This window comes from Thalassospira sp. (genome assembly GCF_048059015.1).
Taxonomy (GTDB): domain Bacteria; phylum Pseudomonadota; class Alphaproteobacteria; order Rhodospirillales; family Thalassospiraceae; genus Thalassospira.
Genome location: NZ_JBLLNT010000021.1, coordinates 1 through 14,681, shown reverse-complemented (window position 1 = coordinate 14,681; position 14,681 = coordinate 1). Strand labels below are relative to the sequence as shown.

8 protein-coding genes, 1 tRNA gene and 3 pseudogenes are annotated in these 14,681 nt (G+C 54.7%); all 12 read right to left on the bottom strand.

Annotated elements, in window-relative coordinates; translation table 11 throughout:
• Positions 1–5 precede the first annotated feature (5 nt).
• The gene (gene rpsG / locus ACMZ66_RS21115) at positions 6–473 is read right to left on the bottom strand and encodes a 30S ribosomal protein S7 (protein ID WP_114100161.1); all 468 of its coding nucleotides are present in this window, start codon (positions 471–473) and stop codon (positions 6–8) included.
• Between the two features lie 12 nt (positions 474–485).
• A pseudogene (gene rpsL / locus ACMZ66_RS21110) lies at positions 486–858 on the bottom strand (30S ribosomal protein S12).
• A gap of 369 nt (positions 859–1,227) precedes the next feature.
• The gene (rpoC, locus tag ACMZ66_RS21105; protein ID WP_416940367.1) at positions 1,228–5,421 is read right to left on the bottom strand and encodes a DNA-directed RNA polymerase subunit beta'; all 4,194 of its coding nucleotides are present in this window, start codon (positions 5,419–5,421) and stop codon (positions 1,228–1,230) included.
• Between the two features lie 108 nt (positions 5,422–5,529).
• A pseudogene (gene rpoB, locus ACMZ66_RS21100) lies at positions 5,530–9,695 on the bottom strand (DNA-directed RNA polymerase subunit beta).
• 378 nt (positions 9,696–10,073) lie between these two features.
• The gene (gene rplL / locus ACMZ66_RS21095; RefSeq protein WP_416940365.1) at positions 10,074–10,448 is read right to left on the bottom strand and encodes a 50S ribosomal protein L7/L12; all 375 of its coding nucleotides are present in this window, start codon (positions 10,446–10,448) and stop codon (positions 10,074–10,076) included.
• A gap of 55 nt (positions 10,449–10,503) precedes the next feature.
• Positions 10,504–11,021, bottom strand: a pseudogene (rplJ, locus tag ACMZ66_RS21090) (50S ribosomal protein L10).
• A gap of 283 nt (positions 11,022–11,304) precedes the next feature.
• The gene (rplA, locus tag ACMZ66_RS21085; RefSeq protein ID WP_416940363.1) at positions 11,305–12,003 is read right to left on the bottom strand and encodes a 50S ribosomal protein L1; all 699 of its coding nucleotides are present in this window, start codon (positions 12,001–12,003) and stop codon (positions 11,305–11,307) included.
• A 4-nt stretch (positions 12,004–12,007) separates the two neighbouring features.
• A complete protein-coding gene (gene rplK, locus ACMZ66_RS21080; RefSeq protein ID WP_416940362.1) occupies positions 12,008–12,436 on the bottom strand; it encodes a 50S ribosomal protein L11 in 429 nt (142 codons plus the stop codon).
• 104 nt (positions 12,437–12,540) lie between these two features.
• Complete coding sequence (nusG, locus tag ACMZ66_RS21075; protein ID WP_416940360.1) at positions 12,541–13,071, bottom strand: transcription termination/antitermination protein NusG; 531 nt, start codon at positions 13,069–13,071, stop codon at positions 12,541–12,543.
• A gap of 1 nt (position 13,072) precedes the next feature.
• Positions 13,073–13,270 (bottom strand): preprotein translocase subunit SecE, encoded by a 198-nt coding sequence (gene secE, locus ACMZ66_RS21070; protein WP_040824880.1) that lies wholly within the window; start codon positions 13,268–13,270, stop codon positions 13,073–13,075.
• 50 nt (positions 13,271–13,320) lie between these two features.
• Positions 13,321–13,396: transfer RNA gene (locus tag ACMZ66_RS21065), tRNA-Trp, on the bottom strand.
• Between the two features lie 132 nt (positions 13,397–13,528).
• Positions 13,529–14,681 (bottom strand): elongation factor Tu (gene tuf, locus ACMZ66_RS21060; protein WP_416940358.1); only part of this gene is annotated, 1,153 nt, incomplete at its 5' end.

Here is a 14,681-nt window from a genome sequence, read left to right as displayed (position 1 = left end):
CTGAATTACCAGCGATAATGAGCGAAAGCTTTGTTAGCTTCAGCCATACGATGGGTGTCTTCGCGCTTCTTGACAGCGGTGCCACGGTTATTGGCAGCGTCCATCAATTCACCGGCGAGACGACCGATCATGGTCGTTTCGGAACGCTTGCGAGCAGCGTCAACCAGCCAACGAATGGCCAGAGCCTGACGACGCTCGGAACGAACTTCAACCGGAACCTGGTAAGTTGCACCGCCAACACGACGCGAACGAACTTCGACGTTCGGCTTCACGTTGTCCATGGCTTCATGGAACTGAGCAACAGGATCTGCACCCTTGCTTTCCATGACTTCGAGTGCACCATAAACGATTTTCTCAGCTGCGGATTTTTTACCGTCGAGCATAAGGCCGTTCATGAATTTGGTCAGAACCTTATCGCCATATTTGGCGTCAGGCAAAACTTCGCGCTTTTCAGCAGCGTGACGACGTGACATCTGAGCTGCTCCTTATTTCGGACGCTTCGCGCCGTATTTCGAACGGCGTTGCTTACGGTCTTTGACACCCTGCGTATCGAGGGTACCGCGAATGATGTGGTAACGAACACCCGGCAAATCTTTTACACGGCCGCCGCGGATCATCACGACAGAGTGCTCTTGCAGGTTGTGGCCTTCACCTGGGATGTAAGAAGTTACTTCGTAACCGTTGGTCAAACGGACACGAGCAACTTTACGAAGTGCCGAGTTCGGCTTCTTCGGGGTGGTGGTGTAAACACGGGTGCAAACGCCGCGTTTCTGCGGGCATGCTTCCAGTGCCGGAACCATATCGCGCTGGGTGCGCGGAGTTCCGCGACTTGCGGATCAACTGGTTAATAGTGGGCATTAACTTTCCCTTTTACTTCAACGGACGCCACTAGGGCGTTGCTCTTATCGACGCACGACGAGCGACCACGCGTCTTCATACTGGGTATGAAAACACGCGCGGACGCCCATAAATGCAGGAGTTCCTGCCTCGACGGCCGTCAGAGTCGCACTCAAGCGATGGGGGGCGAAAACCGCCCGCTACCGCACAAAACGGTACCGGCACAGTTACACCCCCTAATTCGGTGGGCGCATACTAGTGACGGCCCCCTTTTGCGTCAAGCAAAACCCTCTGGACCTTCGAGTTGGCGCTTCAAACGCCGAGACGAACCGGTGCGTCGATAAGAGTTCCGGTTCGCCTCTGATTCTTTAACTGTCTGACGCGACGAACTTATTCGCCTGCAGGCAGTGATGCGGTGTCGGCATCGGCCTGCGGGCCGAAGTTGTCGCCGATTTCTTCTTCTGCTTCGATCTGGACCGATTTGTCGCGTTCGGCAGCCAGTGCACGGAAGCGGTTCATCACCGCACCGGTACCAGCCGGGATCAAACGACCCACGATGACGTTCTCTTTCAGACCGATAAGGGTATCGGTTTTGCCCGAAACAGCTGCTTCGGTAAGAACGCGCGTGGTTTCCTGGAACGACGCGGCCGAAATGAAGGAATGCGTCTGGAGCGAGGCTTTGGTGATCCCCTGGAGGACCGGTGCGCCTTCGGCCAGCTCGCCGCCTTCTTTAAGAGCACGATCGTTTTCAGCATCAAAATCAACGCGGTCAATGATTTCGCCTACCAGAAGCGTGGTGTCACCCGGTTTGGTGATTTCCACTTTCTGCAGCATCTGACGAACGATGACCTCGATGTGCTTGTCGTTAATCTTAACGCCCTGCAGTCGGTAAACTTCCTGGATCTCGTTGACCAGGTAGTCTGCCAGTGCCGGAACGCCCATAACACGCAGAATATCGTGCGGAACCGGTGAACCATCGAGGAGCTGATCGCCCTTCTCGACGAAGTCGCCTTCCTGAACCGCAAGGTGTTTGCCTTTCGGGATCAGGTATTCGACCGGTTCGGTCAGGCCCGAGTCTTCCAGCGGATGCACGATCACACGACGCTTGTTCTTGTAGTCCTTGCCGAATTCGACGCGACCCGCGATATCCGCGATGATTGCGTGTTCTTTCGGTTTACGGGCTTCGAACAGCTCGGCAACACGCGGCAGACCACCGGTAATGTCACGGGTCTTCGAACCTTCACGCGGAATACGTGCGAGCACGTCACCGGCATGAACTTTCTGACCGTTCTCAACCGAGAGAATAGCGTCAACCGACAGGAAGTAACGGGCTTCAAGACCGTTATCCAGGTTGATGACCTCACCCGACTCGTTACGCAGGGTAACGCGCGGCTTAAGGTCGGACGCCTTGGGCATGCTCTTCCAGTCGATAACCGTTTTCGAGGCGATACCGGTCGCTTCGTCATAGACTTCGCGAATGGTTACGTTCTCGAGAAGGTCGACATAGTTCACATAACCTTCTTTCTCGGTGATGATCGGCAAGGTGTACGGATCCCACTCGGCCAGTTTCTGGCCACGGGTTACCTGTGCACCTTCATCGGTGAGAAGCTTCGCACCGTACGGAACGCGGTATTTCGCACGTTCACGGCCGGTTTTGTCGATCAGAAGGATCTCGAGGTTACGCGCCATAACGATATTGACGCCCGCCGAGTTCGCAACAACCGCACGGTTTTTAAGCTTCACGATCGCATCGAAGTTCGCTTCGACACCGGAAACCTCGGCACCACGCTGCGCGGCACCACCAATGTGGAACGTACGCATCGTAAGCTGTGTACCCGGTTCACCGATCGACTGAGCAGCGATAACACCGACAGCTTCACCAATGTTGACCGTGGTACCACGCGCCAGGTCACGACCATAGCAATGGCCGCAAACACCGGTTTCGGCATCACAGGTCAGAACCGAACGGATGCGCGCCATTTCGACGCCAGCCTTTTCGATCAGATCGAGGTGATCTTCTTCGACCATCTCGTTCTTCGGTACGATGATTTCGCCGGTTGACGGATTTACGATCTCGTCAGCGGTGAAACGACCGAGGATACGATCAGAGAGGGTTTCGATAACTTCACCGGAATCGACAACTGCTGCGATGTCGAGGCCACGGTCAGTACCGCAATCATGCTGGGTGATGATGCAGTCCTGGGCCACGTCAACGAGACGACGGGTAAGGTAACCCGAGTTCGCCGTTTTCAGTGCGGTATCAGCAAGACCTTTACGAGCACCGTGAGTGGAGTTGAAGTACTCCTGCACGGTCAGGCCTTCTTTAAAGTTCGAAATAATCGGCGTTTCAATGATCGAGCCGTCCGGTTTCGCCATCAGGCCGCGCATAGCAGCCAGCTGACGCATCTGAGCGGCAGAACCACGGGCACCGGAGTGCGCCATCATGTAAACCGAGTTCACGTTGTCACCTTCAGCCGTTGCCGAGATGACTTTCATCATCGCTTCGGAAACGTCATCGGTGCACTGTGACCAAGCATCAACAACCTTGTTGTATTTCTCACCACGGGTGATGAGACCATCCTGGTACTGCTGCTCGTATTCTTTGACCTTGTCGTGGGTGCCACCAACCAGCGGTTCTTTGGCATCAGGAATGATCATGTCATCCTTACCAAACGAAATACCGGCTTTACATGCCCAGTTAAAACCAAGGCCCATCATGCGGTCAGCAAAGATAACGGTCTCTTTCTGGCCACAGTGACGGTAGACGACATCAATAACGTTCGAGACGTCTTTTTTGGTGAGCAGCTTGTTGATGGTCGAGAACGGAATGCGCGGATGACGCGGCAGAAGTTCCGACAGCAACATGCGACCCGGAGTCGTAGCAACACGAACGGTGATCGGTTCGTTGTTTTCATCAACCGTGTGATAACGGGCATTGATCTTGGAGTGCAGGTTAACAACACCCTCACCCAAGGCCTGCTCGATCTCGGCGATGTTTACAAACGACATGCCTTCGCCCGGCTGACCATCACGCTCCATGGAGATGTAGTACAGACCAAGGACAATATCCTGCGACGGCACGATGATCGGTTTACCCGAAGCCGGAGAAAGGATGTTGTTGGTCGACATCATCAGGGTACGTGCTTCAAGCTGAGCTTCAAGTGACAGCGGTACGTGGACAGCCATCTGGTCACCGTCGAAGTCCGCGTTAAACGCGGTACAAACGAGCGGGTGCAGCTGGATGGCCTTACCTTCGATCAGAGTAGGTTCGAACGCCTGAATACCAAGACGGTGCAAGGTCGGTGCGCGGTTAAGCATGACCGGGTGTTCACGGATAACCTGCTCGAGGATATCCCAAACTTCGGCACGCTCTTTTTCCACCATACGCTTTGCAGCTTTGATGGTGGTTGCCATCCCGTACAGTTCCAGCTTCGCGTAAACGAACGGCTTGAACAGTTCGAGTGCCATTTTCTTCGGCAGACCGCACTGATGCAGTTTCAGGTTCGGACCCACGGTAATAACGGAACGACCGGAATAGTCGACGCGTTTACCCAAAAGGTTCTGACGGAAACGACCCTGCTTACCTTTAAGCATATCCGACATCGATTTGAGCGGACGCTTGTTGGCACCAGTGATCGGACGACCGCGACGACCGTTGTCAAACAGTGCATCAACCGATTCCTGAAGCATACGTTTTTCGTTACGCACGATGATATCAGGCGCACGAAGTTCGATCAGACGCTTCAGACGGTTGTTACGGTTGATCACACGACGGTAAAGGTCGTTCAGATCCGAGGTAGCAAAACGGCCACCATCGAGCGGAACCAGCGGGCGCAGCTCTGGCGGGATAACCGGAATAACTTCAAGGATCATCCATTCCGGACGCGCGCCAGATTCCTGGAACGCCTCAATCAGCTTGAGACGCTTGACCAGCTTCTTGCGCTTGGCTTCGGAATTGGTTTCCTTGAGGTCGAGTTTCGCGGTTTCGCGTTCTTCATCAAGGTCGATTGCCGCAAGCATATCGCGGATGGCTTCTGCACCGATACCGGCACGGAAGCTGTCTTCGCCATATTCTTCCTGGGCAGTCATATACTGGTCTTCGGACAGGAGCTCACCCATTTTAAGCGGGGTAAGGCCCGGTTCGATAACCACATAGTTTTCGAAGTACAGAATGCGCTCAAGATCCTTGAGCGTCATGTCTAGCAGCAGACCCAAACGGCTCGGCAGCGACTTCATGAACCAGATGTGGGCAACAGGTGCCGCCAGTTCGATATGGCCCATACGTTCACGACGTACTTTGGCCAGAGTCACTTCGACGCCGCATTTTTCACAGATAATGCCGCGATACTTCATACGCTTGTACTTGCCGCACAAGCATTCGTAATCCTTCACCGGACCAAAAATGCGCGCACAGAACAGGCCGTCGCGCTCCGGTTTGAAGGTCCGGTAGTTGATGGTTTCCGGTTTCTTGATCTCGCCGAAGGACCAGGAGCGAATACGCTCCGGGCTGGCAATCTGAATCCGGATCTGATCGAAGCTCTGGGTGCCCTGCGGCTGCCCGAAGATCTTCATCAACTCGTTCATAAAGGCTCTCCCGCTATGCCCGGTCTCGCCGGGTTTCGCCAATTTCAGGCCGAAAGATGCGAAATGGCGACAGAGATGCCCAAACGGGCACCTCTGTCAGCCACACACTTAATATTCGTTCTGCTCAAGTTCGACATTGAGACCAAGCGAACGGAGTTCTTTAACGAGAACGTTAAAGGATTCCGGAATGCCTGCCTCGAAGGTGTCTTCACCACGAACAATGGCTTCGTAAACCTTGGTACGGCCCGAAACGTCATCCGACTTGACCGTAAGCATTTCCTGAAGGGTGTATGCAGCACCGTAAGCTTCGAGTGCCCACACTTCCATCTCCCCGAAACGCTGGCCACCGAACTGCGCCTTACCACCCAGCGGCTGCTGGGTAACAAGAGAGTACGGACCAATCGAACGTGCGTGGATCTTGTCGTCGACCAAGTGGTGCAGTTTGAGCATGTAGATATAGCCCACTGTCACCTTGCGATGGAATTTCTCACCGGTACGACCGTCATAGAGGTCAACCTGGCCAGAACCATCAAGGCCGGCTTTTTCAAGCATACGAACAACATCAGGCTCACGAGCACCGTCGAAGACCGGGGTGGCCATCGGGACGCCGCGACGCAGGTTGTTGCCAAGCTCGATGACTTCACCATCAGACAGCTCTTTGATGCCAGCAACATATTCGTCGCCTTCATAGACATCATTAAGCTTGCTGCGCAGGTCATCCATCTCGCCACGACCGTCAGCAACAGCATCGACGAGCTCGCCGATCTGTTCGCCAAGACCACGCGAAGCCCAACCAAGGTGGGTTTCAAGGATCTGGCCGACGTTCATACGCGACGGAACACCAAGCGGGTTCAGAACGATATCGACCGGCGTACCGTCTTCGAGGTGCGGCATGTCTTCAACCGGCATAATGCGCGATACGACACCCTTGTTCCCGTGACGGCCGGCCATTTTGTCGCCCGGCTGCATCTTACGCTTAACAGCGACGAAGACTTTAACCATCTTCATGACGCCCGGCGGCAGTTCATCACCAGCCTGCAGCTTGTCGACCTTGTCGTCGAAACGAGCCTGAAGAACAGAGATCGATTCCTCGAACTGCTTTTTCAGAGCTTCGATGTCAGACATGACATTGTCATCAGCAACGGCGATTTGACGCCAAAGACCACGTGCGACACCCGACAGGCTGTCTTCGGTGATCTCGCCGGTCAGGCCTTTCGGGCCATCCACGAGCTGCTGACCAAGCAGAAGGTTTTTCAAACGGCCGTAGAAGTTACGCTCAAGAATTGCGCGTTCATCGTCACGGTCCTGTGCAAGACGTTCGATTTCCGAACGCTCGATCGCCAGAGCACGTTCGTCCTTGTCAACGCCACGACGTGAGAACACGCGGACTTCAACAATGGTACCGAACTGTCCCGGCGGGACACGCAGCGACGTATCACGGACGTCGGATGCTTTTTCACCGAAGATGGCGCGCAGAAGTTTTTCTTCCGGCGTCATCGGGCTTTCGCCCTTCGGCGTTACCTTACCAACAAGGATATCGCCCGGTTTGATTTCCGCACCGATGTAGACAATGCCCGCCTCGTCGAGGTTTTTGAGCGCTTCTTCACCGACGTTCGGAATATCACGGGTGATTTCTTCCTGACCCAGCTTGGTATCGCGGGCCATGACTTCGAATTCCTCGATATGGATCGAGGTGTAAACGTCATCACGTGCGATACGCTCGGACAGAAGGATGGAATCCTCGAAGTTGTAACCGTTCCACGGCATGAACGCGACGAGCACGTTACGGCCGAGAGCCAGTTCACCCATATCGGTACACGGACCATCCGAAATGATATCGCCCTTCTCGACGACATCGCCAACTTTCACCAGCGGGCGCTGGTTGATGCAGCTGCCCTGGTTGGAACGCTGATATTTCAGCAGGGTGTAAATATCGACACCCGATTCCGAAGCGGCAATGTCACCGGTTGCGCGGATAACCATACGGGTCGCGTCAACGGATTCAACAACACCGTCACGACGTGCGATCAGGGTTGCACCCGAATCACGTGCGACAGGAACTTCCATGCCGGTACCAACATACGGAGCTTCAGAGCGGATCAGCGGAACCGCCTGACGCTGCATGTTCGAACCCATCAGTGCGCGGTTCGCGTCATCGTTCTCAAGGAACGGAATGAGCGCGGATGCGACCGATACCAGCTGCTTCGGCGAGACGTCCATAAGGTCGATCTCTTCGGAGCGGGCCATGTAGTGGTCACCGGCTTTACGGGTGTTGATCAGTTCGTTCGTGAAGCTGAAATCATCGTTAAGCGGTTCGTTCGCCTGTGCGATGACATAACGGCCTTCTTCGATCGCCGAGAGGTAAATAACCTCTGCAGTGACGTTGCCGTCGACAACCTTACGATACGGGCTTTCGATGAAGCCGTACTGGTTGACGCGGGCAAAGGTCGCCAGCGAGTTGATCAGACCAATGTTCGGACCTTCCGGCGTTTCAACCGGGCAGATACGACCATAGTGGGTCGGATGAACGTCACGAACTTCAAAGCCTGCACGCTCACGGGTCAAACCACCCGGGCCAAGCGCCGAAAGACGACGTTTGTGGGTAATTTCCGAAAGCGGGTTGGTCTGGTCCATGAACTGCGACAGCTGCGAGGAGCCGAAGAATTCACGTACAGCAGCCGCAACCGGCTTGGCATTGATCAGGTCATGCGGCATGACGTTGTCGATCTCGACCGAGCTCATACGCTCGCGGATCGCACGTTCCATACGCAGAAGACCAACGCGGAACTGGTTTTCCATCAGCTCGCCAACCGAACGCAGACGACGGTTACCGAGGTGGTCAATATCGTCGATCTCGCCACGACCGTCTTTCAGGTCGATCAGAACACGGACGACTTCCAGAATGTCTTCGCGACGCAGGATACGAACGGTGTCTGCACATTCGAGGTTCAGACGCGCATTCATCTTAACACGACCAACCGCGGAAAGATCGTAACGCTCTGCATCGAAGAACAGGCCCTTGAACATGGCTTCCGCACCCTCGAGGGTCGGCGGTTCGCCCGGGCGCATCACGCGATAGATGTCCACAAGGGCTTCTTCGCGGTTGCTGTTCTTGTCCAGCGCCATGGTGTTGCGCAGATACGGACCAACCTGGTTGTGGTCGATCATCAGCAGACGAACGGAATCTACACCCCATTCTTTAAGCTGCTCGAACACACCTTCGGTCAGTTCGTGACCGGCTTCTGCCAGGATCTCGCCGGTTTCGCCGTCAATGAGGTCGTCCGCCATGAACCAGCCGTTAAGCTGTTCTTCGGGAACGAGGATCTCTTTAACGCCCTGTTCGGTGATTTTGGCAGCAGAACGCTTGGTGATTTTCGAACCGGCTGCTGCAACAACTTCGCCGTTGCTTGCATCAACAAGGTCATTAACCAGCTTCTGGCCGATATAACGGTCTGCGCTGAAATCGGTTACCCAACCATCTGCGGTACGGCGGTATTCAGCCGACTCATAGTAATAGTTGAGGATTTCTTCCGGAGTGAGGCCTTCGATTTCCGACGGATCGACGGAGCGCCCTTCTTCGGCACGCTGTGCACGCAGCTGTTCGGACTCTTCGTTTTCAAGAGCCATAAGCAGCGTGGTCGCCGGCAGTTTGCGGCGACGGTCGATACGGACATAAAGAATGTCTTTGGCGTCGAATTCGAAATCGAGCCAGGAACCACGATAAGGAATAACACGCGCAGCAAACAGGTACTTGCCCGAGCTGTGGCTCTTGCCTTTGTCATGGTCAAAGAAGACGCCCGGCGAACGGTGCATCTGAGAAACGATCACACGCTCGGTGCCGTTCACGATAAAGGTACCGTGTTCGGTCATGAGCGGCATGTCGCCCATGTAAACGTCCTGTTCTTTGATATCGCGGATCGAGCGTGCGCCCGTGTCCTCGTCGATATCCCAAACAACCAGGCGCAGTGTTACACGCAGCGGTGCGGCAAAGGTCATGCCACGCTGGCGACACTCTTCGGTATCGTATTTCGGCTGCTCAAGCTCATACGAAACGAATTCAAGAGTTGCGCGTTCCGAAAAATCTTTAATCGGAAAGACGCTCTTGAACACTTCCTGGAGACCTGCATCGTCCCGCTGCTCCTGCGGGGTCCCGGTCTGCAAAAACTTATCGTAGGAATTCTTTTGAACCTCGATGAGATCGGGAGCGGAGCGACTTCGCTGATCCGTCCAAAGCTTTTGCGGATGCGCTTTCGACCAGTAAAGGACTTATCCATCATCGTTCCTTTAATCGCGCCTCCCCACACCGTCCGAACTCGTTCGCCCCTGCCCTGTATCGCTTGCAACTTGCGCAAAACGCATACAGCACAACGACGCCCGAGCCCCGTACGGGGCGGGCGTTCACTTGATTATGACCGTGGATGTGTTTTGACATCCAACTTGATTGAGATCACTGATCCCTCGGCTGTCGACGCCGTCAAAGATAACCTCTGACCTAAACGGCCTTACGTTATGTACGATTACCTTTGGCAGCGTCAACCGTTAAATTCCTGTTCGCGCCCCTGCACGGACACGGCACGATTGCCGGGGTGCACAGAGACGGAAGGGCCGGCGCCCGAAGGACGCCGACCCAAACCTTGGCAAGAAGCCGTCGATTACTTGAGTTCGACGGTTGCGCCAGCTTCTTCAAGCTGCTTCTTGATAGCTTCGGCTTCGTCTTTAGAAGCGCCTTCTTTGACGGCTTTCGGAGCGCCTTCAACCAGGTCTTTGGCTTCTTTGAGGCCAAGACCGGTGATGCCACGAACTTCTTTAATGACGTTGATTTTCTTGTCGCCAGCAGAAGCGAGAATAACGTCGAATTCGGTTTTCTCTTCTGCAGCGGCACCGGCAGCAGCGCCACCAGCAGCAGCAACAGCTACCGGAGCAGCGGCGGAAACGCCCCACTCTTCTTCGAGCATTTTGGAAAGTTCTGCAGCTTCAATAACGGTGAGCTTGGAAAGCTCTTCAACGAGTGCCTTAAGATCGGCCATTGTAATAAACTCCTAGGCTTGAACTTAGATATCTTAGATATCTGGATAATTTGGTTTACGCGGCTTCGCCTTTGTCGGCGTATGCCTTCAGCACCTGGGCGATCTGAGCCGCCGGCTTGGAGGTCAGCGTAGCGATACGCTGTGCCGGGGTCTGGATCATACCAACCAGTTTTGCACGCAGTTCGTCCAGCGACGGCAGTTCTGCCAGAGCTTTAACGCCCTGTTCATCGAGAACCTGTTCGCCGATGGCACCAGCAACAAGAACGAGCTTGTCGTTGGTTTTTGCGAACTCGGAGGCTACTTTTGCGACCGAAGCCGGATCAGCTGAGTAGCCAATCGCGGTCGGGCCGGTGAAGAAGCTGCAAGACCAGCAAATTTGGTGCCTTCCAGAGCAAGTCGCGTAAGCCGGTTTTTGGTGACCTTGAAGCCCGCACCAGAAGCACGCATCTGTGCACGAAGAGCGGTGATTTCAGCAACCGTCAACCCTTTGTACTGGGTGACGATGACGCCTTCCGCACCTTCGAACACTTCGCGCATCTCTGCTACGAACTGTTGTTTATCATCGCGGTTCACTATTAGTCTCCGACATTGCTTATTGCCCTGAACCCCACAAGGAGGTTCACAGACGCGACCAATCCTTTCGAACTGGTCTGTGACGCCCGTCCGTTTGCCAGATGTCCAAGCCTTGTGTGATGCCCTGTACAGGGAAAAACTAAGAACCGGAACCTCTGCCTATGCAGGAGATTAAGAATGGCAGATGCCATTCACCTGCAGTCTGGGACAGACAGGTAGAGAGGGCATTGAGCCCTCTCCGGTCCTGACCGATCCGAAGATCGGTCAGAATTCGAAAAACTTCTTACTTCGATGCGATATCAGCAATCGACAGCTTGACGCCAGCACCCATGGTGGAGCTGATCGCCGCGCGCTGCAGGTAGACACCTTTTGCGCCGGTCGGTTTTGCTTTAACGATCGCATCGACGAATGCTTTTGCGTTTTCGACGATCTGGTCTTCGCTGAACGAAGCTTTGCCGATACCTGCATGGACGATACCGGTTTTCTCAGCGCGGAACTGGACCTGGCCAGCTTTTGCGTCGGAAACTGCGGTAGCAACATCCATGGTAACGGTGCCGAGTTTCGGGTTCGGCATCAGGCCGCGCGGGCCGAGAACCTTACCGAGACGACCGACAACAGCCATCATGTCCGGGGTTGCAATAACGCGATCATAGTTCAGATCGCCTTTCTGCATTGCTTCCATCAGGTCTTCGGCGCCAACAGCGTCTGCACCAGCTTTCTGGGCTTCTTCTGCTTTTGCGTCTTTTGCGAAGACTGCAACGCGCATGGTTTTACCGGTACCATGCGGAAGGGAAACAACACCACGGACCATCTGGTCAGCGTGACGCGGATCAACACCAAGGTTCATTGCAATTTCGATGGTTTCATCGAATTTTGCTTTTGCACCTTCTTTGACGAGCTTAACAGCAGCTGCAAGTTCGTACTGGGTGTTACGGTCGATGCCCTCATAGGCCTGGGCAAGGCGTTTACCAGTCTTGGCCATCGTCTTACTCCACTACCTCGAGACCCATAGCACGGGCAGAGCCTTCGATCATTGCCATCGCGCCATCAATGTCGAATGCATTGAGGTCAGCCATTTTGGCTTCTGCGATTTCTTTGACCTGTGCTTTGGTAACCTTGCCAACGTAACCTTTACCGGTGGTACCGGAACCCTTCGGAATGCCTGCTGCCTTTTTCAGGAAGTAGGATGCCGGCGGGGTTTTGGAAACGAACGAGAAGGAACGGTCGGAATAAACGGTGATGACGACCGGAATCGGCATACCTGGTTCCATCTGCTGGGTAGCAGCGTTAAACGCTTTGCAGAATTCCATGATGTTCACACCGCGCTGACCAAGAGCCGGGCCGACGGGCGGCGACGGGTTGGCTTTGCCGGCGGGAATTTGCAGCTTAATATAGCCGTCGATTTTCTTCGCCATTAGAGTACCTCTTACAGAAGCGCGCGGTCCGGCCATGGCTGACCTCCCGCGCCTTGATTGCTGCCTGCGTATACAGGCAGCGACTTAAATTTTCAAGATCGTTTTTAAAGCTTCTCGACCTGGGTGTATTCCAGCTCGACCGGAGTTGAACGACCGAAGATCGAAACAGACACCTTCAGGCGCGCACGTTCTTCATCAACTCCTTCGACAACACCGTTAAACGATGCAAACGGGCCGTCGGAAACGCGTACTTCCTCGCCAACCTCGAAAGCGATGGTCGGCTTCGGACGGTCAACACCTTCCTGCACCTGATGCAGAATGTGCTGAGCTTCCTTTTCGGAAATCGGCATCGGCTTACCGCGGCTACCGAGGAAGTCGGTGACCTTTGCGGTGTTTTTTACCAGATGCCAGCTCTCGTCAGTGAGATCCATCTTCAGCAGGACATAGCCCGGGAAAAACTTCCGCTCGGCATTGACCTTGGTGCCGCGACGCATCTCGACAGTTTCTTCAGTCGGAACCAGGACCTCTTCGATTTCGCCCTCAAGACCTTTCTTGATGGACTGCTCGCGGATCGACTGGGCGACCTTTTTCTCAAAGCCAGAGTGAACGTGCAATACGTACCAACGATGCGCCATATCAGCCCCCAACACCAAAGACCAGCTTAACACCCCATGCGAGGAGCTGATCGACAACAAAGAAGAAAACAGACGCAAGCGCGACCATTACGAATACCATGATGGTCGATACGGTCGTTTCCTTACGGGACGGCCACGAGACTTTCTTTGCCTCGGAGCGGACCTGCTGGACGAATTGTGCTGGCGACGTTTTAGCCATTGTCGGGGTTACACCGCTTTCTATTGCTTAAATTCACAACCCGGAAAAATTGGCAGGAGAGGAGGGACTCGAACCCCCGACACTCGGTTTTGGAGACCGATGCTCTACCAACTGAGCTACACTCCTACAAGATCGTCAGAAAGTTGAAAAGCTTATCTTCTTTCTGGCTCATCCCCACCCGGGTGGTGGGGTGTGCGGGCGGTTTATAGCCGCCCGCACATCCAAGATCAAGCACTCAATCGTGCAAAATCTTAAAAATTATTCGATGATTTTCGCAACAACGCCTGCGCCGACGGTACGACCGCCTTCACGGATTGCGAAACGCAGACCTTCGTCCATTGCGATCGGTGCAATGAGGGTCGCGACCATCTGAACGTTGTCGCCCGGCATAACCATTTCGGTGCCAGCCGGCAGCTCGATCGAACCGGTAACGTCAGTCGTACGGAAGTAGAACTGCGGACGGTAGTTCGAGAAGAACGGCGTGTGACGGCCACCTTCATCCTTGGTCAGGATGTAAGCTTCTGCTTCGAATTTGGTGTGCGGGGTGATCGAGCCAACGTGTGCCAGAACCTGACCACGCTCAACGTCTTCACGCTTGGTACCACGGAGCAGTGCGCCGATATTGTCGCCAGCTTCACCCTGATCGAGCAGCTTGCGGAACATTTCAACGCCGGTAACGGTGGTTTTAACGGTGTCTTTAATGCCGACGATTTCGATCTCTTCGCCAACTTTAACTACGCCGGTTTCAACACGACCGGTTACAACCGTACCACGACCCGAAATCGAGAACACGTCCTCGATCGGCATCAGGAACGGACGATCCTTCGGACGATCCGGTGCCGGGATGTACGAGTCAACAGCTGCCATCAGTTCGAGGATAGCGTTTTTGCCGATTTCGTCATCGCGACCTTCCAGAGCAGCAAGAGCCGAGCCCTTGATGATCGGAATATCGTCGCCCGGGAAGTCGTAGGACGACAGAAGTTCACGGATTTCCATTTCGACGAGCTCGAGAAGCTCTTCGTCGTCGACCTGGTCAACTTTGTTCATGAAGACTACGAGAGCCGGAACACCAACCTGACGTGCGAGCAGGATGTGCTCACGGGTCTGCGGCATCGGGCCGTCTGCAGCGGAGCATACCAGGATGCCACCGTCCATCTGTGCCGCACCAGTGATCATGTTCTTGACATAGTCAGCGTGGCCCGGGCAGTCGACGTGTGCGTAGTGACGGTTTTCGGTCTCATATTCGACGTGCGCGGTCGAGATCGTGATACCACGAGCTTTCTCTTCCGGTGCTTTGTCGATCATGCTGTAGTCCTGGAACGAAGCGCCACCCTGTTCTGCCAGAACTTTGGTGATCGCTGCGGTCAGCGTGGTTTTACCGTGGTCAACGTGGCCGACGGTGCCTACGTTA